Below are 19923 nucleotides of genomic sequence, written 5' to 3' on the forward strand. Positions count from 1 at the left end.
ACCGGGGTTTCGCGGCTTATTTGTCTTTGCCGCTGCTGACCACACCCGGTACAGGCGGTGAATCTTCCGGATGACCTTGCAGCGCATGCATCAGGCGCGTTTCCAGCCGCTGCTTTACCTGCAGGTGTTCAATCATATTCTGACTGTCGGGCAGCTCCAGATCGCCGAGAAACAGCGGGTACTGAGCACGGCTGCCGCGGCGTGCGATCACTTCTTTCACCACCGCCTGATAGAGGCTGTTGCCGAACTGCCAGGCGCTGAACTCCATGCCGTCGCAGTACAGCGTTGGCTGTTTGTTGGCGTCCAGCACGGCGCGTAAATCGATGCTGCTCGACTGCTGCGGCAGATCCGGCATCCGCCGGCGCACCAGTTCAAATTCAAAACTTTGGGCTTTGCGGCGCATTTCGGTAATCAGGATTTTACGCGGTTGCAGACGCCCGTCCTGCCGTTGCCAGCGCTGATCAATCTGGCGCAGGAAACGCAGAATGGGCATCAGCCAGTATTGGCTGCTGCCTTCCTGATCCGGCCATTGCTGGTGCAGCAAGGCCCCCTTGTCGTCGACAAAATAGAAATAGACCTTGCCGTCGTGGCGCCAGTACCAGATCTGCCAGACACCGGAGCGGGCCTCGCTGAAGATGACCCTGAGCGGGCTGTTCAGCAGCGCTGCTCGATCCAGCGTGTAGCCGACAAAGCCCTTGGCCGGGCGCGCCAGCAGAGCCAGCAGCTTCATCGGGCTGTCGGCCGCGCGCAGCTGCATGCCGTCGCGGCTGTTTTCCAGCAGATACCAGCTTTCTGAGGCTTCAATCAGGTAGGGCGCCTTTGGCTGTTCGCTGAAATGCGCCAGTACATCGGCCAGCAATTGCTCGACCCGGATGCGGATCGCGCTGGCGCGTGAGGCGCAGTGGCAGTGTACCGTGGCCGGTGGCCAGCCGAACTCGCGCACCTGCGGCAGATGCGCCAGCACACTCTGCAGACACTGCAGCATGGCGGCGTCACCGGTGAAACGTTCTGTCAGCCACTCGCCCCAGCTGTTGATGGTGACCAGATCGATGGTCTGCACCAGATTGTCCCGCGCCGCGCTGTAGCCCAGTGCGTCGTCGCGGTTGCTGATCTTCTGCATCCCGCGCCGGCTCAGTTCGTGCTGGGGGTCGACGCCGACGTTCACCAGCAGGTGCCACTGCAGCGGTCTGGGGGCGCGTAAAAAGGCGGCGTTGTTCGGTTTTACCGGTTCCAGCGAGCGGATGATGGCGCTGATTTCGTTCAGCTCGTACTGGCTGAGCGGGTTGTGCGTCGGGTAGATGGCGATGCGCGTGTAGCCTTCGAGCAGGCCGTTGTAGCGGGCAAAGCACAGCAGTTCGACCAGCGACGGCGATTGCTTCAGCACCTGCTGTTGCTCCAGTTGTTCGTCGCCACTGCGGTAAAAAATGCCCGGAATCAGTTGCCAGACGCCACGCTTCAGATTCAGCGCCAGTTTCTCTTGCCCGAGAGAAGACGAGATGCCCGGATTGATGTCGATGATTTTGCCCGGGCGGGTGTCGAAGGCGGCGTACAGGCGATTACCCAGTGTCTGCATGTCCTGCCGGCTGATGTGCACCCGCGGCGCGTATTTCTGGCTGAAGGCCGCCAGAAAGCGGTAGCTGCCGAGCATTTCACTGATAAGGGCGTTGCGTTCTTTCTGCACCCGCATCGGTGCCCATTCCTGACGCTGGTCCAGCTCCTTCAGTGTGTCTTCACTCCAGCCCCAGCTGTGGCAAAGACCCAGCATGGCTTTGGCACGCCAGCTGTTGCGCTGCGCTGGGTTCAGCTGCGACAGCGGAATTTTGGCTTTGTAGTAGAAGGCCCGTCGCGCCAGCTCGACCCGTTCGCGGTTGCCTTCGTCCTGCAGCTGACGGGTAAGGCGCGCCAGCATCAGCTGGTAGGCGTCATTGCTTTCTACGTCGCACAGGCCTTTGTGCACCTGATCTTTCAGGTCCCAGCACAGCGGGCGGATGTTGGGGTACTGGCCGGCGTAATGCCGGGTCAGCAGCAGTTTGAGCAGCGACTTGTACGGGTCGCCCAGCCCTTTGTTCAGCTGCCACAGACCGGCGCCGATAAACTCGGCGGGCGGAATGGTGGGGATGGCGCCGAAGTCGAGCCAGTGGTCTTTGTGCACCCGGTGCTGATCCAGCAGTTGCTCCCACAGTGCATCGGCATTGCGTTCCTGCGTGGTGGGAATCAGCCACCATCGCGGCTGGCAACCGCCCAGCCACAGCGAGCTGCGGTAGAACTCATCCAGCAGCAACACATGCTGGCTGCTGCCACAGTCTTCACCTTCCGCTTCCTGACTCTGGCCCTTGCGGAAGTCGCTGAGATTCATCAGAAAGAAATGCAGCTCCACGCTCAGGCTTTCGGCCCAGCGTTCGAGCAACTGGCATTTGTTGCGCAGGAGGGCGATGTCGTCAGCGGGCAGGGATTCGTCGTAACAGACCCAGACGTCCAGATCGCTGGAGCGCGCCTGAGCCAGCGAGCCCAGACTGCCCATCAGATACAGGCCGCGGATCTGCTGGGCGCTGAAACCACGGGGTAACTGCAGCCCGCGGGCGATGGTCTGCAGGCTCTGCAATTGTTGGGCGCTGGCAACAAAATGGGGCAGGCCGTGGGGCACGTTATGGTTAATAAAGCCGGGCAGTTGCGGGTGATTCAGGTGCAGCATCAGAGGCAGCACATCGAGCACGATCTGCTGGCGGGGCGACATCAGGCTGCGGGCAATCTGTAAGCGGTTCTGATTAAGCTGCAGAAAGGCGCTTTGCCACTGATGAACCTGTTGCTGGGAGATAGGGCCGGAGCCGGAGTTTGTCATGACACCAGTATAGACAGACCTCCGGCCACGGGCGGGCGCGGTCCGGTGTCAGTCCTGACTGGCTTCGAACACCACGTACACTTTGCGGCACGACTCCACGACTTCCCAGGTGCCGCTGAAACCGGCCGGAATCACGAAGCGGTCGCCGGTTTTCACGGTGCGGCTGTTGCCTTCTTTATCGCGGATCACAGACACGCCCTGCAGAATTTCGCAGTACTCGTGTTCGCTGTAGTTCACCGTCCACTGGCCCGGTTCGCCGGTCCAGATGCCAACGTTGAACTGGCCGCACGGGCTTGCGTAGTCGTTACGTACGCTTTGCTGCGGGTGGCCTGCCAGAATTTTTTCCGGTGCCGGCAGGTAGGTGTCGGTGGCTGCGCTGGATGCCGCCAGATCGAGAATGCGGTCGATGTTCATAAAGTCTCCGTCAGAGCCTGTTTAAGTGAGTGAAAACAGGCTCACGGCGGACCTGTTTACTGCATCAGTTGGCGCAGATAGTTGGGCAGAGCAAACGCCGCCACATGCACATCGGCATTGTAGTAGCGGGTGGCGAAGCCGGCGGCGGCTACCCGCGCCTGAATCTGCTCTGCGTTTTGCGTGCGCAGCGTCTCATCATCGCTTGCCCAGGCCAGACTCATAAATCCCCCTATGTAGGTAGGAACGGCCGCCACGTAGAAGCTGGCGTCTTTATACAGTTTGCCGAGGCGCTGATAGGTGTTGGTGATTTCCTGCCCCTGCATAAAAGGCACGCCGTTCTGCGCCACCATGATGCCACCGGCGGCCAGACAATTATGCTTTTCGTCGGCGTAAAAATCCGAAGTAAACAGCACTTCGCCGGGGCCGATCGGGTCGGTGGAGTCGGCGATGATCACATCGTATTTTTCTGTGCAGTTGGCAACAAAGTCTTTGCCGTCGGCGATCACCAGATTCAGGCGCGGGTCGTCAAAGGCACCGGCGGAATGCTTGGGGAAATATTCTTTGCACATGTCGACCACGCTGGCGTCGATTTCCACCTGAGTCACGTGCTCTACGTTTTTGTGGCGCATCACTTCCCGCACAATACCGCCGTCACCGCCGCCGATAATCAGCACACGCTTGGGATTGGGGTGCGCGAACAGCGGCACATGCACCATCATTTCGTGGTACATAAATTCGTCTTTTTCCGTGGTCTGCACTACGCCGTCCAGCAACATGACGCGGCCCATAAACGGGGTTTCCACAATCTCCAGATGCTGGTGTTCGGTTTTGATTTCGAACAGCACTTTATCCACGGTGAAAGACTGGGCGTAGCCGTTGTACAGAGTTTCGGAGACAACACGTTTGGACATGAGTATTCCTGCCGGACGATGAATTCGGCGGCGAGTATAACGGATCAGGCAGAAGGAGTCAGACCGCGCCGTCTGGCATGGACACGCCAGACTGCTAGGCCACAGGAATGGGATTGTCGCCCGGCAAGGGGCTGCAGACTTGCACCTGTCATCTTGCTCCGTCATCATCGCCGCCAATGTCATTTGGCGACAAATTCACGGAGGATGTGCCAATGCGTGCTGCTGATCTCATTCATCTGCTCAGCCAGTATGACCCCGACATTGAGGTGCCTGTGTCGTTTGCCCACAGCGACATGGACGATGCTCCGGTGCCTCAGATTACCACCTGCGCCAGCCACGAACGCAGCCGTTGCTACGAGAGTCTGGTCGAGCGTGCCGAAGACGGCATGCTGGTGGTCAATGCCGGTGGCCATATCACTTATATGAACCCTTACCTCGTGCGTTTGTGCGGCTATGCGCCGGCGGAACTGGCCGGACGTCCGCTGACCGAGCTGATGCCGCGCGACGATGCCGACCTGCTGCGTCAGCGTCTGCTCGGGCGTGATGGCCGCAGCCGTTTCACCGTGCGTCTGATTAACCGCAACCGCGACGTGCACTGGGTGCAGATTTCGGCCACCGCCATTCCGAGCAGTGACGGCACCTTCCGCGGCTGCATGATGACGGTGACCGATTTATCGCGGCAGCAGATTTATCTGCAGAATATGGGTGACCAGCAATTGCTGGGCGATAAAGTCGAGCGCATTCACGATCAGCTCGAACGGCTGAAAGTGCTGCGCACTCATCTGCTCGGCGAAGCGGATGACATGCAGGATTTACCGCGCATTGATGCCACCCCGTTCTGGCATCAGGGACGTTACCTGTACCTGATCGAGCCGCAGAAAAATGGCAAGCGTAAACGCCAGTACGTGGGTTCAGACCCGGACAAAGTAAAAGGCGCGCTGGCGGCGATGCGGCGTCAGCAGCGTTATCAGCAGGTGCAGCAGGAGCTGACGCAGATCGAACACCAGATCCGCAATGCAACCTTCAAACTGGACAGTTTCCTCTGGGACCTCGCGCAGGTGCCACCGGAGTTGCACCGTTTATTGCCCGCGTCTGCCTGAGCGGTCATAAAAAAGTCCGGCTCATTGGTCTGGAAAAATCAGACGAAAATGTCACGAATAAAAAGCGCCAGCGGCGCTTTTTTTATGTCTGATTTTTACCATTGTTTAAAAATCAGGCATTTGTATTCCCATTTAAATGTCGTTTGTGGCGTTGTCCGCCGCTCATTGTGACGGCACGGTCGTGTCATTTTTATTGCCGTTTTTTCTCATTTTTCTGACGCCTCAGACAGGAAAAAATCCTTCATGACAGCCGTTAAAAATCACAGGTTGTGCTGTCATGAATGCCCTCCCTAGCATCCGGGCTCCGCTGACTCTGACGCGCTGGCTTACCGGAATGAACAGGGTTATCCGGCGTTTTTCGCAGCCGCAGAGTCAGGCGCGGAATTAATTTTCAGGATGCATGGCAAATTGCCAGGAGGGGATGATGGCTGAACAGAATCCGGGATGGTCGGGAGACGCCCAGAGTTTTTATCACGAATTTACGCTGCGCAACGCGGGCTTTATCAGCGACGCCGAACAGCAGCGTCTGCGTCAGGCTCACATACTGGTGGCGGGTTGCGGTTCAACCGGTGGCAGTGTGATCGAAGTGCTGGTGCGCAGCGGTGCCGAGCATCTGGCGCTGGCCGATAACGGCAGTTACGAGCTGAATAACGCCAACCGTCAGAACATGGTGCTGGCCGATGTGGGACGCAGCAAAGTGGAGGTGTTCCGCGAGCGCATGCTGCAGATCAACCCGTTTGTGCAGATCAGCAGCTGGGAAAACGGCATTACGCCGGACAACGTCGATGCACTGGTGGAATGGGCGGATGTGATTGTCGACGCCGTCGACGTGACCGGCCGCTCCGGTCTGGAAATGAAATTCCTGCTGCACGAAGTGGCGCACCGCAACCGCAAAGCCGTGATCTGTGGTTACGACATGGCGGCCGCGCAGTACGTACCGGTGTTCGATTACCGCGACGGCACGCTGCCGTTAATGGCCAATCTGCTGAGTGCCGAAGACGTGGCCACCCTCGACCCGCTGCAGGCCTGTGCGCGCCTGATTCCGGATGATTTTATTCCGGTGGAAATGTTCGACGAACTGGCGCGTCATCAGCAGGGCAAGGATTACACCTCGCAGCTGTGTCTGGCGGCCAACCTGTTCGGCGTACTGGGTTCGACCCTGGTGCTCGATATTCTCAACGACCGCGCCGTGGAAACCGAAAACTACGTCGATCTGTGGAGTCTGCTGCGCAAGCCGCAAGCCAAAGACGACACCGCCCTGAACGAACTGCGCACGGGCCTGCGTGCCTGGGCGAATGGTCCGGGCGGCGCCAGCGATCCGTATTTCCTTGAGCGCTCACTGCGCCATTATCAGGCGCCTTGTCTGCCGTCCATGAATGACTACCGCGACCATCTGCTGTCGGAACGTGCCGGTATTTCCGCTTACGCCGTGCCGCACCACGAGCTGGCCGAACCGGTGGCGCGTCAGCTGCTGCGTTTTGCCTTTGTGCATTACGCCCGCGTCGGTTTTATCAATCCGGATCAGGCCGCCCGTCGTCTGCTGCACCATGAACCGCTGACCAACCTGAAAGCGGATGACGTGCACATCGTGCTGACCGACAGCGCCAGTGGTCAGCTGCTGGCTTATTCCACGCTGAAAGCGCCGGTGTCCGACACTCTGTCGTTCTCCAGCTCCGAGCGTCCGCACTACGGTGTGGAACACGCCTTCGGCCGCGATCTGTACCACGGCATCAGCCAGCTGCAGATTCTGCCGGCGTCGGCGGTGCGCGAGATTGGTCGTGTCACCAAAGCGGAACTGGACGATCCGGTGCGCAATGCCCAGGCCGGCATCATGCTGCTCAGCGCCTACCACAAAGTGGTGTGCGACAGTCGCTACGGCATCCGCGCGTTTGTCGGTGACGGCGAGAAAAACGTCACCCTGCGCAACCTGACCTTCTTCGGTTTTAACCCGCAGTTACTGCCGGCGCGCGAAGCCTGCCTGCCGGACGATCACCTGTATCACCACCGCTACGTGGGCCGCGATGTGCGTCCGTTCTGGCTGTTGCTGGACACCATCAATCAGGCGCGCGCGGCGAAAGTTGAAGCACTTTTGGACATGGATGGCGAAGAACTGCTGAGCGCCCTGAGCGCCAGCCGCAGCACCGCCGCAAAGGAACTGGAGGCACAGTTATGAAATCGGTATGGAATGAACAGCAACAGGAAATCCGCGACTTCTACGAACGCATTGCGCTGGAGCGCGTGCGCCCGAGCGCGGCCGAACGGGACGCCAACCTGACCTTCGATCGTCAGATCTGGCGCGATCTGGGCGACAGCGGACTGTTCGGTCTGCACATGCCGGAAGAATTCGGTGGCCGTGGTCTGGGCCTGCGCGAATTTGCCGCTGCACTCGAAGGCTTCGCCCGCGGCTGTCAGGACATGGGCATTCTGGTGTCCTTCGTGGCTCAGGTCGGTCTGGTACAGGCCGGTCTGCTCAGTTACGGCAGCGACGAACAGAAACAACGCTGGCTGCCGGGTCTGATCCGCGGCGAGCTGCTGGGCTCGCTGGCGATCACCGAACAGGGCTGCGGCTCGGACGTGCGCTCGATGAAACTGTCGGCCACGCAGGAGCTGAACGGCTTCTGTATCAACGGCCAGAAATGGAACATCACCAATGCGCCGCAGGCCGATGTGGTAATGACCTTTGCCCATGTGCAGGACGTGGGTGATAAATCCGTCACCTGTTTTATTACCGGTACCGACGTGCCGGGGCTGGAGCGCAGCGAACCGTTCGAACTGCTGGGTAATCGCGGCACGCCGATTGGCGCCTTCAACTTCAACAACGTGCAGCTGCCGGAATCGGCGGTGGTGGGCGGTGTCGGCGGCGGTCTGAACGTGCTGTATTTCGCCTTCCTGGTCGAGCGCGTGCTGACCGGTCTGGTGATCACCGGCTGCATGGAGCCACTGATGGAAGACTGCCTGCGTTATAGTCAGGAACGCATGGCGTTCGGCCGTCCGATCGGCGACAACCAGTACATTCAGGGCCAGATCGTCGACATGTACTGTCAGATTGAAGTGCTGCGCAGCGTGCTGCTGCGCGCCATGGACAGCATGGAAGAAGGTGCCGACTGCTCCAGTCTGGCGTCGCTGGTGAAAATGATCGCCACCGAAAGCCTGCACGAAGCCTGCATCAACGCCATCCGCATTCACGGTAATTCCGGCTACCGCCGCGACAAATACTTCGAGCGTCTGCTGCGTGATTCCATCGGCGTGTTCTTCGCCGGTGGCACCATCGAAATTCACAAGCACGTGATCTGGACCAACCTGCTCGACAGCTTCCGCAAAGGTCAGCGCAACCGCGACGATCTGAATCTGGGTGTGTACCGCGCCAGCGGTGCCGTTGCTCAGGCGGCCACGGCGTTCAGCAAACCGGCACAGGAGGCGCTGGCATGAACGCCGTAATGCAGATGTTTACCGGGGTGCAGCGTCATCCCTGGCTGATGATGCTGGGCCTGCTGCTGGTTACCGTGCTGGCGCTGGGCTCTGCCGGTCAGCTGCAGATCAACAGCACACCGTACATGATCGACAACAGTCACCCGAGCCGGATTGCCGATCACGACACCAAGCGCCTGTTCTCCAACTCCGGTGAGCAGGCCTTTGTGGCGCTGGATAATCCGGACGGCAATGTGTTCAACGCCAAAAGTCTGGCCACGGTGCAGGAACTCAGCCGCGCCTTCGAACGCCTGCTGCTGATCAGCGATATGGACAGTCAGCACCTCACGGCGCTGGCGGCCCACGACGCGCTGGCGCCGCAGGCCAATGCGATTCTGCAGGACGGCCTGACCGCACAGGATATTCCGCAGCTTAAGCAGCTGGCGCAGAACGCGGCAGTCAGTGCGCAGGACAAAGCCTGGCTGGAGAATCTGGCGGTGCGTCTGCGTCCGGTGAAACGGGTGCGCAGTCTGGCGCGCATGGAGCACATCGAAGCCTTCACCGGTGGTCTGGAAGTGCATCCGCTGATGAAAACCCTGCCGCAGACCGACGCTGAGCGTCAGGCCCTGCGCGAGGCGGCGCTGAACAATCCGATGTTCATCAATGGTCTGGTGTCGCCGCAAGGCAACGCCACCACCATTCAGGTGGAATTCAACATCGCCGAAGACGATTCACCGGCCATGCTGCTGGCGTACAACGAAATCAGCCGCATCATCAACGACGTGACCGCCCGCGATGGCTTCAGCGACCGCGTTTACCTGAGCGGCCCGCCGATGATCGCTGCCCAGACCGCCACCAGTATGGAGCAGGACAATCAGACCCTGCTGCCGGGCGTGCTGCTGGTGATCATTGTTGTGCTGCTGCTGAGCTTCGGTCGTCTGCAGGGCGTGGTGGCGCCGCTGCTGATCGCTGTTATCTCGCTGTTCTGGACGCTGGGTGCCATGGCCGCGTTCGGCGTGAAGCAGAACATCGTCAGCTCTATGCTGCCGGTGTTTATCATCGCCATCGCCGTGTGCGACGCCATTCACTTCCTCGCCACTTACTACCGTCTGCTGCCGGATAACCCGGACCGCGCGGCGCGCACTCAGGCGGCGTCGGAGGCGTTGCGCAAGCTGTTCTGGCCGATGCTGGTGACGAGCGTGACCACCATGGCCGGCTTCTTCGCCCTGAGCTGGACCGAGATTATCTTCATCCGCGAATTCGGCATCTTCGTCGGTCTGGGCGTGATGTTCGCCTGGATCGTGACCATGCTGTTCCTGCCGGCGCTGGTGATTCTGTGGAAAGCGCCGCGTCCGCGTTTCGGCCTGCTGGTCAGCGATCTGATCGGTCGCCTGATGAGCCTGCTCGGTCGCGTTGCCGGTCACGGAAAAGGCGTGGTTGCCGCCGTGCTGGTGCTGATGGTGGCTGGTCTGGTGTACACCCAGCAGAACCTGACGGTGGATAACCAGGTGATCGGTTACTTCCAGCCGGACAGCCGCATCCGTCAGGACGACGCCGCGATTAACGCCAACTTCGGTGGCTCGACCGTGGTCAGTTTCCTGCTGGAAAGCAAAGAGATCGACGCCTTCAAAAATCCGGCGGTGATTGAAGCCGTGGCCAAGCTGCAGCAGCAGCTGAATGGCGAACCTCTGGTGGGCTTTACCCTGTCGCCGGTGGATTTCATCAAGCGCATGCATCAGGTGCTGAGCGCCACCGATGGCGATGTCAGCGGCAGTGCCGCCGACTACCGTCTGCCGTCCGATCTGACCCAGCCGATGCTGGCCCAGTATTACCTGCTGTACGAAAACGCCAACGGTCAGGACCTGTTCGACGTGGTCGACCGTCGTTTCTCTAACGGCCGTATCGTCACCGTGCTGCACAGTGACCGTTCGTCCGAAGTCGGTGCCGTGATTGCCCGTCTGCTGGACGAAGCGCAAAGCCAGCTGCCGGCGGGCGTCAGCATCCGCGCGGCGGGTTATGGCGAAATTCTGGTGTCGACCACCGAGGCCGTGGTGTGGGGCCAGATTCAGAGTCTGCTGCTGGCGGTGGTGCTGATTGCCCTGCTGGTGGTCGTGATTCTGCGTTCGCTGCGTCTCGGTCTGCTGGCACTGCTGCCGCTGCTGTTCACGCTGGTGGGGGTGTTCACCCTGATGGCGCTGACCGGCACGGATCTGGATATCGGCACCTCCATCATTGCCGCCATCTCGTTCGGTATCGGTATCGACTACGCCGTTCACACCATCGCCGCGCTGCGCTTAGCCAAGGGTGAGAATCAGGCCGAGCTGATTGCCAACGCGCTGCAGTACTGTGGCAAACCGATTCTGATCAACACACTGGCGCTGGGCTTTGGCTTCCTGGTGCTGACTTTGTCGGGTTATCAGGCGCTGGTGAATCTGGGCTACTTCATCTCACTGACCATGCTGTTCAGCGCGCTGTTCGCCCTGCTGGTGCTGCCGGCGTTCCATCGCCCGGATACGCCTCAGGCCGAACTGGCGGACGGCATCGACGACGCGCAGGCGGAGCCGGTCAATGCGTAAGCGGAGCTGGTCCCTGAGCCAACGACGGCTGTTGTCCGCCTGCCTTCTGCCGCTGGGGTTACTGGCGCTGACGGCGGTGCAGGCAGAGAGCCAACCCCAACTGCGCACCGACGAGTGGCAGGTCATCAGTCTGTACCCGCCGCATGGCGTGTATCAGGCCGATCTGCTGCCACCACTGGTCGCGGCGGTGGAAGGCCTGTGGCAGGTCAAAGACGAGACGGGCGAGCCTCTGCTGCGCACCGTCGACAGTCTGGCCAGCATGAACGTCATCGTCGCCCAGCCGGAGGAAGTACGCTTCCGCCGCATCATCGAAAAAGGCGAACTGACCGCCGACGGCATGCAACGTCTGCAGGCACTGGTGGAAGACCATCCGCTGGTGCAGCGGCGGCTGGTGTCCGCCGACGGTCAGGCCACGCACCTGTGGCTGCGTCTGAAGAAACCGGCCACCGGGCAGGGTCTGCAGCAGCTCACCGCGCAGCTGCAGTCCAGCCTGCGCAGCGCCGGCATTCAGTGCGCCACAGCGGATAACCGCACCGGCCCTCTGGCCGGTCGCTACATGAGCCAGTGGCAATACGAAACGTCCGCCCGCGCCGACGGTGTGGCCGCGTTGCAGGCGCTGGCCACAGCCCAGCAACAGCTCAGTCAGGCGGATGGTGCACCCGATGCAGACCACGGCCGTAATTATTCGGCGCTGAATCTGCTGTCGTATCTGGGCGGCATTCTCGGCGGAGATCTGCTCGACGCCGGTGGCCTGCCGAAAAACAACGCCGCCCTGGCGCAGATGTACATGATGGCCGAGAGCCTGCGCAGCCGCGATCTGCAGGCGCTGGCGCGTCCGGATTTCCGTCAGCTGCAGCTGGTGGTGCTGGGCGCTACCGCCCCGCTCAAGGCCCCACAACTCACCGATTATCAACTGACCCAGACCAGCCTCTGGCAGGCGTCGGCGCGCGATTACCGCGTGCTCGATTGTCGCGCCGGTGCGCTGGCGACGGCGGAGAATCCCTGATGAATTTATTGATGAAAAGCGGCGCGCTGGCGCTGCTCACCCTGGCCAGTCTGCCGGCGTTTGCCGTAGCGGAAAAAAGCGTAAAACCCGAAGCCCTGTTAGAGCAGGTGCGTGACCGTGACGACGGCGAAGACCGCCGTTCGCGCATGATTCTGGAACAGACCATGAGCGACGGATTCGTGCGTGAGCGCGAACTGCTGATGCTGGAAAAGAAATTCGGTGCCGAGCGTAAAGCCGTGCTGTATTTCACCGCCCCGGCAGACACCGCCGGCACCGGTATTCTGATGTTCAGCTACGAAGAAGCCAGCGGCAAAGACGATGATCAGTGGCTGTATTTGCCGGCGCTGCGTCAGTCGCGCCGCATTGCCACCAACTCGAAAGAAGGCCCGTTTCTGGGAACGGATTTTTCCTTTGCCGATATTGAGCGCCTGCGTGTGAACGACTATCTGTACGAAGATCAGGGCACGGTCGAAATGAACGGCCGTACGCTGCAGAAAATCGCCGCGCACACAGGCAATGGTCTGGAAAATCCGCGTACCGGTTACAGCCAGCGCGTGATTTATGTCGATGCCGAACGTCAGCTGATTATGCGCGACGAGTTCTACCGTGAAGGGCGTCATATTAAAACCTTCGAAGTTACCGGCCTGAAAGAAATTGATGGCTACTGGACCGTGACCGAAGCCGTGATGACCAATCTGGTGGAAGGTGGATTTACCCGTTTAATCCGCAAAGAAACCGCCTACAACGTCGGTGTGGCCGAGCGCCTGTTTAACGAGCGCACCCTGCGCAGCGGGATTCAGTAATGCAGAAACGGACACTGCTTCTGGCGTGCTGTCTGTTGCCCGGGGCTGTTGCGGCAGCCCCGTCGTTCAGCGGCAAAGGTCACGCGGAAATCCGCCAGCAGACGCGCGCCGGTGACGCCGCTGATGGCGAGGCACTGGGGCAGCGCTACGAAGGCGTGCTCGACAGCCAGATGAACGCCGACCGGATAAAAGCCAACGCCATTGTTCTGGGCCGTTACCGCAGCCAGTACGACGATGCGGAAGGGAATGTACGCGATGAGATGCGCAGCGATGCTGAACTGCGCGAACTCTTTTTCACCTTGTCCGCCGACCGTTTTGAAATTCGCGCAGGTAAACAACAGCAGGCATGGGGCAGGGCGGATTATTTTCGCATCGTTGATGTGTGGAATCCGCTCGACCTGCGCGAATTTCTTTTACCGTATTTCGATAATTATTCCCTCGGCCGTCAGCCGCGCGGCATGCTGATCACCGATTATTTCGGCGACGTGTGGGAGCAGCAGCTGATTGTCGCCCCCGAGCGTAAGCACACGCGACTGGCACCGGCCGGCAGCGATTTCGCCGTCGCTGGCATGCCAGCCTCGTTGCCTGCGGAACACAACGACGGCAGCGGGCTGGATATCGGCTGGCGCGGCAAAATATTCTGGCAGGGCAATGACATTGAGTTATACGCCTTCCACGGTCACCATGCCGATCAGATGCTGACGTTGGAGAATGCCGCACTGGTGCGCGAACAGCCCGTGCGCGACATGCTCGGAACCTCGCTGGCGCGCCCCCTGGGTGACTGGGTGTTGCGCACAGACGTTGCCCACTACCTGAACGAAGGCCGCCAGACGGCAGTTGGCATCGAAGACAGCAGCCGCACGTCGGCGCTGGTGGGCTTTGACCGGGTTGCCAACGAATGGACCTGGAATCTGCAGCTGGCCAGCAGTCACTGGTACGACTCAGAAAGCGGTCATGATGATGTCTGGGAATCGTCGGCGGCGGTGGAAAAAAACTGGAGCCGTTACCGCGTCAGCACAGGCCTTCTGTGGCTGGTGAACTGGGTGAATGACAGCAGTCAGTTATGGCGCGCAACCGTGAGCTATGAATGTCTGCCGCAGTGGAAAGTAACCCTCGCCGGGGTCGCCTTCGACGGCAAAGACAGCACCCAGTTCGGCCAGTTCGACGATCAGGACCGCGTGATGCTGACCCTGAGGCGCGATTTCTCATTGTGAGGACGGTTATAAAAGACGCCCATAAAAAAAGAGCCGTTCAGGCTCTTTTTTTATGGCGCGCGGATATCAGGACACGCTGGCCGCCAGCGACTCGAGCAGAATCGACTGGGCTTTTACCGTCGGTTCGTCGTCGGCCGGGGTGGCGCGCACATAAGTGCCGTCCGGTTGCAGATCCCACGCCTGACAATTGTCGAGCATGTACACTTCCAGTTCGCTTTTCATGCGCTCTTTCAGTTTGCTGTTTTCAATCGGAAACGCCGTTTCCACCCGGTTCAGCAGGTTACGCTCCATCAGGTCGGCTGAGGCTGCATAAATTTCGTCTTTGCCCGTGTTGTAGAAATAAAACACACGGGAATGTTCGAGGAAGCGGCCAATAATGGAGCGCACGCGGATATTGTCAGAAACCCCCGGCATACCCGGACGCAGACAGCACATGCCGCGCACAATCAGGTCGACTTTTACGCCGGCCTGCGAGGCTTTGTACAGCGCACGGATCACTTTCGGCTCGGTCAGACCGTTGGTCTTCAGACGGATCAGGGCTTCCTTACCGGCTTCGGCGTTCATGCGTTCGCGGTCGATCAGTTCAATCAGCTTCTTATGCAGGGTAAACGGTGCATGGAAAATCTTTTTAATGCGCAGCGCTTCGCCCATTCCGGTTAATTGCTGGAACACTTTATGAACGTCTTCACCGATGGAATCATCCGACGTCAGGAAACTGTAGTCGGTGTACACGCGGGCGTTACCAGCGTGGTAGTTACCTGTGCCCAAATGCACGTAGCGTTTGTACTTGTCGCCTTCCTTGCGCACGATCAGCATCATTTTTGAGTGGGTTTTATAGCCCACCACGCCGTACACCACCACGGCGCCTGCTTCCTGCAGACGGTTGGCGAGGTACAGGTTCTCTTCTTCGTCGAAACGCGCGCGCAGCTCGATCACCACGGTCACTTCTTTACCGCTGCGCGCCGCATCCACCAGAGCGTTCACGATTTCGGATTTGGCACCGGTGCGGTACAGGGTTTGTTTAATAGCGCGCACGTTCGGGTCTTTGGCGGCTTCACGCAGCAGGTCGACCACCGGCGTAAAGGACTCGAACGGATGTAGCAGCAGGGTATCTTTGTCGCGGATCGACTCGAAAATGCTTTTCTTGAAATTGATGTGTTTCGGCAGACCCGGAGTAAACGGCGTGTATTGCAGGTCCGGGCGGTTAATCTGACCCACGACTTCCATCATGCGGCCGAGGTTCACCGGACCGTTCACTTTGTACAGGTCATTATTCTGCAGACCGAATTTTTTCAGCAGAAACTGCGCGAGTTCTTCCGGGCAGTTGTCGGCCACTTCCAGACGCATTTCTTCGCCGAAATTACGCGAGTGCAGTTCGTCTTCCAGCGCGCTGGCGAGGTCGGCGGTGTCTTCGTGGTCGATCTCAAGGTCGGCGTTACGGGTCACACGGAACTGATAACAGCCTTTTACCGTCATGCCCGGGAACAGGTCGTCGGCAAATTCGTGAATCATGGACGACAGGAATACGAAATTGTCGCCGCCTTTTTTGCACAGCTCATCCGGGAAACGGATGATGCGCGGCAATGAGCGTGGCGCCGGAATAATCGCCAGACCGGTTTCGCGGCCGAAGGCGTCTTTGCCTTCCAGTGCCACGATAAAGTTCAGCGATTTATTCACCAGACGCGGGAATGGGTGAGATGGGTCGAGACCGATTGGGCTGACCAGCGGCTGAATGCTGTCTTCAAAATAAGCGCGCACCCAGGCGCGCTGATCTTCGGTCCAGTCGGCACGGCGCAGGAAATTAATATTTTCTTTCGCCAGCGCCGGCAGAATGGTGTCGTTCAGGATCGTGTACTGACGCTCAACGGTGGCGCTGCACAGGCTGTGAATGGCGCTCAGCACCTGCTGCGGGTGCATACCATCGGCACCGGCCTGTTCGCGGGCATAGGCCAGCTGGCGGGTCAGGTTGGCGACGCGGACTTCGTAAAACTCATCAAGGTTTTTACTGAAAATACACAGGAAAAACAGACGATCGAGCAGCGGATGATTTTCATCCAGCGCCTGCTCCAGCACCCGGATATTAAACTGCAGGTGCGACAGCTCGCGGTTGATGTAGTACTCGCTGCTGTTGATGTCGATGACTTTTTCCTGAGCGACCACGTCGTTCATACCAGATCCTTTCACGTCTCTTAACCGTTAATCCATTCCGCGTATTGTTTCGCGTAATAGGTCAGAATGCCGTCGGCGCCTGCGCGCTTGATGCACAGCAGGGATTCCGCCATCACGGCGTTGTCGTCCAGCCAGCCATTCAGGGCGGCGGCTTTATGCATCGCGTATTCGCCGCTTACCTGATAGACAAAGGTTGGCACCTGAAATTCGTCTTTCACCCGGCGCACGATATCCAGATACGGCATGCCCGGTTTTACCATCACCATGTCGGCGCCTTCGGCCAGATCGAGCGCAACTTCGTGCAGGGCTTCGTTGGTATTGGCCGGGTCCATCTGGTAGGTCTTTTTATCGGCTTTGCCGAGGTTGGCGGCTGAGCCTACGGCGTCACGGAACGGGCCGTAATACGCCGATGCATACTTGGCGGAGTACGCCATGATGCGGGTGTTCACAAAACTTTCTTCTTCCAGCGCCGCGCGGATATCGCCGATGCGGCCGTCCATCATGTCCGAAGGAGCGACGATGTCGGCGCCGGCTTCGGCGTGGGACAGCGCCTGTTGCACCAGGGTGTCCACGGTGCGGTCGTTCATCACATAACCTTCCTGATCAATGATGCCGTCCTGACCGTGGGTGGTGAACGGGTCCAGTGCCACGTCGGTGATCACGCCCATTTCCGGCACCGCGTCTTTGATGGCGCGCACGGCGCGCTGCGCCAGACCGTTCGGGTTAAAGGCTTCTTCCGCCATTTCCGATTTGGCGCTGGCCGGCGTTACCGGAAACAGGGCCATGGCCGGAATGCCGAGGCTGAACAGGTGTTTGGCTTCTTTCACCAGCAGGTCGATCGACAGACGGTCGATGCCCGGCATGGATTTAATGGCTTCACGCTCCTGGTGACCTTCCAGCACAAACACCGGATAAATCAGGCTGTCGGTGGTCAGCTGAGTCTCGCGCATCAGTCGGCGGGAAAAGTCGTCACGGCGCATACGGCGCAGTCGGGTTTCCGGGAAAAAGCGCTGAGAATCGCTGAAAGCCATTGGGAATCTCCTGATCGGGAAGGCAAAAGAAAAGTATGACGATTGTAGCCGAAGCGGCGCTGATATAGCGCAACTTTATAGTGCTGCCGCGCCGTAACCGCGCCTGCGCAAGGATACGTCATGAGGCCTTGCGGCCTTGTCGCATCCGGGGTTCCGCTGTGCTGGGGGCCAGCATGAAACTCTGTGTTCGCCCGATACGTTCGCCAACGCCGGGCATCGGCGGTCTTTTCCTACCCGGCGCCTATTGTGCCCGCGGAATATGAAACTTTTGTGAGGTGGTGGCAGAAAAGCCCTCTTTGGCTGCAAAAATGCCGGGCAAAGTTGGCGTTCAATAACCTGCATGGCGCGCCGGAGCCTTTGTTACTGTGCCGCGTCTTCTCACCGGACACCTTTCGTCATTGCCTTAAAAGAACAAAAGCAGGAGCTCAGATGACGGTCAGCAAACACTCAGTGCAGTCGGGCGATGTTCGCCTGAATGTGATTACCCGCGGCGACCCGGCCAACACGCCGATGGTGCTGGTTCATGGCTATCCCGATAACCACAGCGTGTGGGATGAGGTCGGCAGCCGTCTGGCACAAACCTATTACGTGATCGCCTACGACGTGCGCGGAGCCGGGCAGTCGGATATTCCGCCGCGCATCCGCGACTACCGCCTGCCGCAACTGTCGGAAGACCTGAAAGCCGTGGTCGACGCCCTGATTCCCGGCCGCCGTTTTCATCTGGCAGCCCACGACTGGGGTTCAATTCAGAGCTGGGAGTCGGTGACCACCGAACGTCTGCAAGGCCGCATTCTGTCGTACTCCAGCGTGTCGGGCCCGTGCCTCGACCACATGGGGTTCTGGATGCGCGACCATCTGTTTTCGACCTCGCCGGGCAAGGTGATCAAAGCCCTGCGTCAGCTGTTGAGCAGCTGGTACATCGTCTTCTTTCAGATTCCTGTGCTGGCACCGCTGCTGTGGCGGGTGGCCATTGCCGCCCTGTGGCCGACCTTTCTGCGTCTGCGTGAGGGCGTGAAAGAACCCGAAGCGAACCCGACTCAGGCCAACGACGGTGTGTACGGTGTGCGTCTGTATCGCGCCAATTTCATCGGCAAGATGGCACGCCCGGAACAACGCTACGCCCATTGTCCGGTGCAGCTGATCGTGCCGACCGGCGACAACTACGTGGGCACCCAGTTGTTCAGTGGTTTAAGCCAGTGGGTTGAGCATCTGTATCAGCGCGACATCGACGCCACGCACTGGGTGCTGCTGACGCACGCCGAACAGATGAGCGACTGGATCGGCAGTTTTGCCAGCGCCGTTGAACACAATCAGGAAAGCGACGACATGCGCGCCTCGCGTGTTTCGCCGCCGACCGACACCCCTTTATGCCAACAGCCTGTGCAGGCCTGAGAGTAAGCCATGACCAACTCCTGTCAGACACCGGGCGGACGCCATCAGCTGAAAGCCCGCAAAGTCCGTTTTGATCTCGACCAGACGCCGCTGCACTGGATTCCCGGTGACGCGCTGGCGTCGTATATGACCAACGCCATTCACCTGCTGCTGCCGGAAGGCGAACTGTGGTTCTGCCGCGTGTACAACAAAGCCGCGCCGCTGGTGACCGACGCCGGCCTGCGCGACGACGTTGACGGTTTTATCCGTCAGGAAGCCGTGCACTCACGCGTTCACACCAGCGCGCAGAGTTACCTCAACCGTCACGACATCGACTGCGAGCCGTATCTGGCGCGCGTGCGCTTTCTGTTCAAAACCCTGCTGGGCGAGGCGCCGTTCGGCATGAAATTTCTGCAGTTCAAAGCGCTGGAACGTTCGTGGCTGGTGACCCGTGTCGGCATCATCGGCGCGGTTGAACATTTCACCGGTATCCTCGGCCAGTGGGCGATGGACAATACCAGCTGGAACAAAGCCGACCCGGTGATGGCGGACTTATTCAAATGGCATCTGGCTGAAGAGGTAGAGCACCGCACTGTGGCGTTCGATCTGCACCGGCATCTGTGCAAAACCCGTCTCGGCTTTTATGTCAGCCGCCAGCTGCTGATGGCGTTTGTGTTTCCGCTGTTTATTTATTTTGTTTTTTCCGGCACGCGCTTTCTGGCGGCGCAGGACAAAGACCCTGAGGTGCGTAAAATCGGCCGCTTCGGTTTCCTGCGCATGACCCGCCGCATGGAACGCTGTGGCAAAGCCACCGACCACGTACCGGCATTCAGCTTTCTGGTAAAAGCCACGCTGCGCTGGTTGTCGCCGTCGTTCCACCCGATTACCGAAGGGGATACCCGCCAGGCGCTGGATTACATCGCCCGCTCGCCGGCGGCACAGCGTGCACTGGCCGAAGCCAGCTGACACGACAAGGAAAACACGGAAAAAACCGCACCGTTTGACGACCTCCCTCCCTGTGTGAACAATGCGTGCAGGCCTGAATTCAGGCCTGCACGCTTTTGTTATCGGCCGTGAGCAG

At 59.6% G+C, this 19923-nt stretch carries 14 protein-coding genes; 9 read left to right on the forward strand and 5 right to left on the reverse strand.

What is annotated here, in order from left to right; translation table 11 throughout:
• Positions 1-16 precede the first annotated feature (16 nt).
• Genes ACQUQU_RS17055 through speE form a run of 3 tightly spaced genes read right to left on the reverse strand, consistent with a single transcriptional unit; the run spans position 17 to position 4164 of the window.
• Positions 17-2839: a class I adenylate cyclase gene (locus ACQUQU_RS17055; protein ID WP_430460911.1), complete on the reverse strand. Its 2823-nt coding sequence runs from the start codon at positions 2837-2839 to the stop codon at positions 17-19.
• Positions 2840-2887: 48 nt separating this feature from the next.
• Entirely contained in the window at positions 2888-3253 is a 366-nt protein-coding gene (locus tag ACQUQU_RS17060) for a cupin domain-containing protein (RefSeq protein WP_430460912.1), read from the reverse strand.
• Between the two features lie 56 nt (positions 3254-3309).
• Positions 3310-4164, reverse strand: coding sequence for a polyamine aminopropyltransferase (gene speE / locus ACQUQU_RS17065; protein WP_430460913.1), 855 nt, complete (start codon positions 4162-4164; stop codon positions 3310-3312).
• Positions 4165-4376: 212 nt separating this feature from the next.
• Between speE and ACQUQU_RS17070 the strand changes: the two genes are divergently transcribed.
• From ACQUQU_RS17070 to ACQUQU_RS17100, 7 genes are all read left to right on the forward strand, one after another.
• Positions 4377-5264, forward strand: coding sequence for a PAS domain S-box protein (locus tag ACQUQU_RS17070; RefSeq protein ID WP_430460914.1), 888 nt, complete (start codon positions 4377-4379; stop codon positions 5262-5264).
• 424 nt (positions 5265-5688) lie between these two features.
• Entirely contained in the window at positions 5689-7437 is a 1749-nt protein-coding gene (locus ACQUQU_RS17075) for a HesA/MoeB/ThiF family protein (protein WP_430460915.1), read from the forward strand.
• Complete coding sequence (locus ACQUQU_RS17080; protein WP_430460916.1) at positions 7434-8693, forward strand: acyl-CoA dehydrogenase family protein; 1260 nt, start codon at positions 7434-7436, stop codon at positions 8691-8693. Before ACQUQU_RS17075 ends, ACQUQU_RS17080 begins: the two co-directional genes overlap by 4 nt.
• Complete coding sequence (locus tag ACQUQU_RS17085; RefSeq protein ID WP_430460917.1) at positions 8690-11248, forward strand: efflux RND transporter permease subunit; 2559 nt, start codon at positions 8690-8692, stop codon at positions 11246-11248. Before ACQUQU_RS17080 ends, ACQUQU_RS17085 begins: the two co-directional genes overlap by 4 nt.
• Positions 11241-12254 carry a hypothetical protein gene (locus tag ACQUQU_RS17090; protein WP_430460918.1) on the forward strand — a complete coding sequence of 338 codons (1014 nt, stop codon included), beginning with the start codon at positions 11241-11243 and terminating at the stop codon, positions 12252-12254. Before ACQUQU_RS17085 ends, ACQUQU_RS17090 begins: the two co-directional genes overlap by 8 nt.
• A complete protein-coding gene (locus ACQUQU_RS17095) occupies positions 12254-13057 on the forward strand; it encodes an outer membrane lipoprotein-sorting protein (RefSeq protein ID WP_430460919.1) in 804 nt (267 codons plus the stop codon). Before ACQUQU_RS17090 ends, ACQUQU_RS17095 begins: the two co-directional genes overlap by 1 nt.
• The gene (locus tag ACQUQU_RS17100) at positions 13057-14271 is read left to right on the forward strand and encodes a DUF1302 family protein (RefSeq protein ID WP_430460920.1); all 1215 of its coding nucleotides are present in this window, start codon (positions 13057-13059) and stop codon (positions 14269-14271) included. The genes ACQUQU_RS17095 and ACQUQU_RS17100 overlap by 1 nt, the downstream gene beginning before the upstream one ends.
• Positions 14272-14337: 66 nt before the next feature.
• Here ACQUQU_RS17100 and ppk1 read toward each other — a convergent pair whose 3' ends face one another.
• Positions 14338-16440 (reverse strand): polyphosphate kinase 1, encoded by a 2103-nt coding sequence (ppk1, locus tag ACQUQU_RS17105; protein WP_430460921.1) that lies wholly within the window; start codon positions 16438-16440, stop codon positions 14338-14340.
• A 20-nt stretch (positions 16441-16460) separates the two neighbouring features.
• Positions 16461-17471, reverse strand: a complete 1011-nt coding sequence (gene hemB, locus ACQUQU_RS17110; RefSeq protein WP_430460922.1) for a porphobilinogen synthase — start codon at positions 17469-17471, stop codon at positions 16461-16463.
• A 429-nt stretch (positions 17472-17900) separates the two neighbouring features.
• Here hemB and ACQUQU_RS17115 point away from each other — a divergent pair, with 429 nt between their 5' ends.
• Both ACQUQU_RS17115 and ACQUQU_RS17120 read left to right on the forward strand, forming a co-directional pair.
• Complete coding sequence (locus ACQUQU_RS17115; RefSeq protein ID WP_430460923.1) at positions 17901-18863, forward strand: alpha/beta fold hydrolase; 963 nt, start codon at positions 17901-17903, stop codon at positions 18861-18863.
• A gap of 9 nt (positions 18864-18872) precedes the next feature.
• Complete coding sequence (locus tag ACQUQU_RS17120) at positions 18873-19808, forward strand: metal-dependent hydrolase (RefSeq protein WP_430460924.1); 936 nt, start codon at positions 18873-18875, stop codon at positions 19806-19808.
• Positions 19809-19923: the final 115 nt, after the last annotated feature.

It is taken from the genome of Thalassolituus sp. LLYu03 (assembly GCF_050507655.1).
Taxonomy (GTDB): domain Bacteria; phylum Pseudomonadota; class Gammaproteobacteria; order Pseudomonadales; family Oceanobacteraceae; genus Venatoribacter.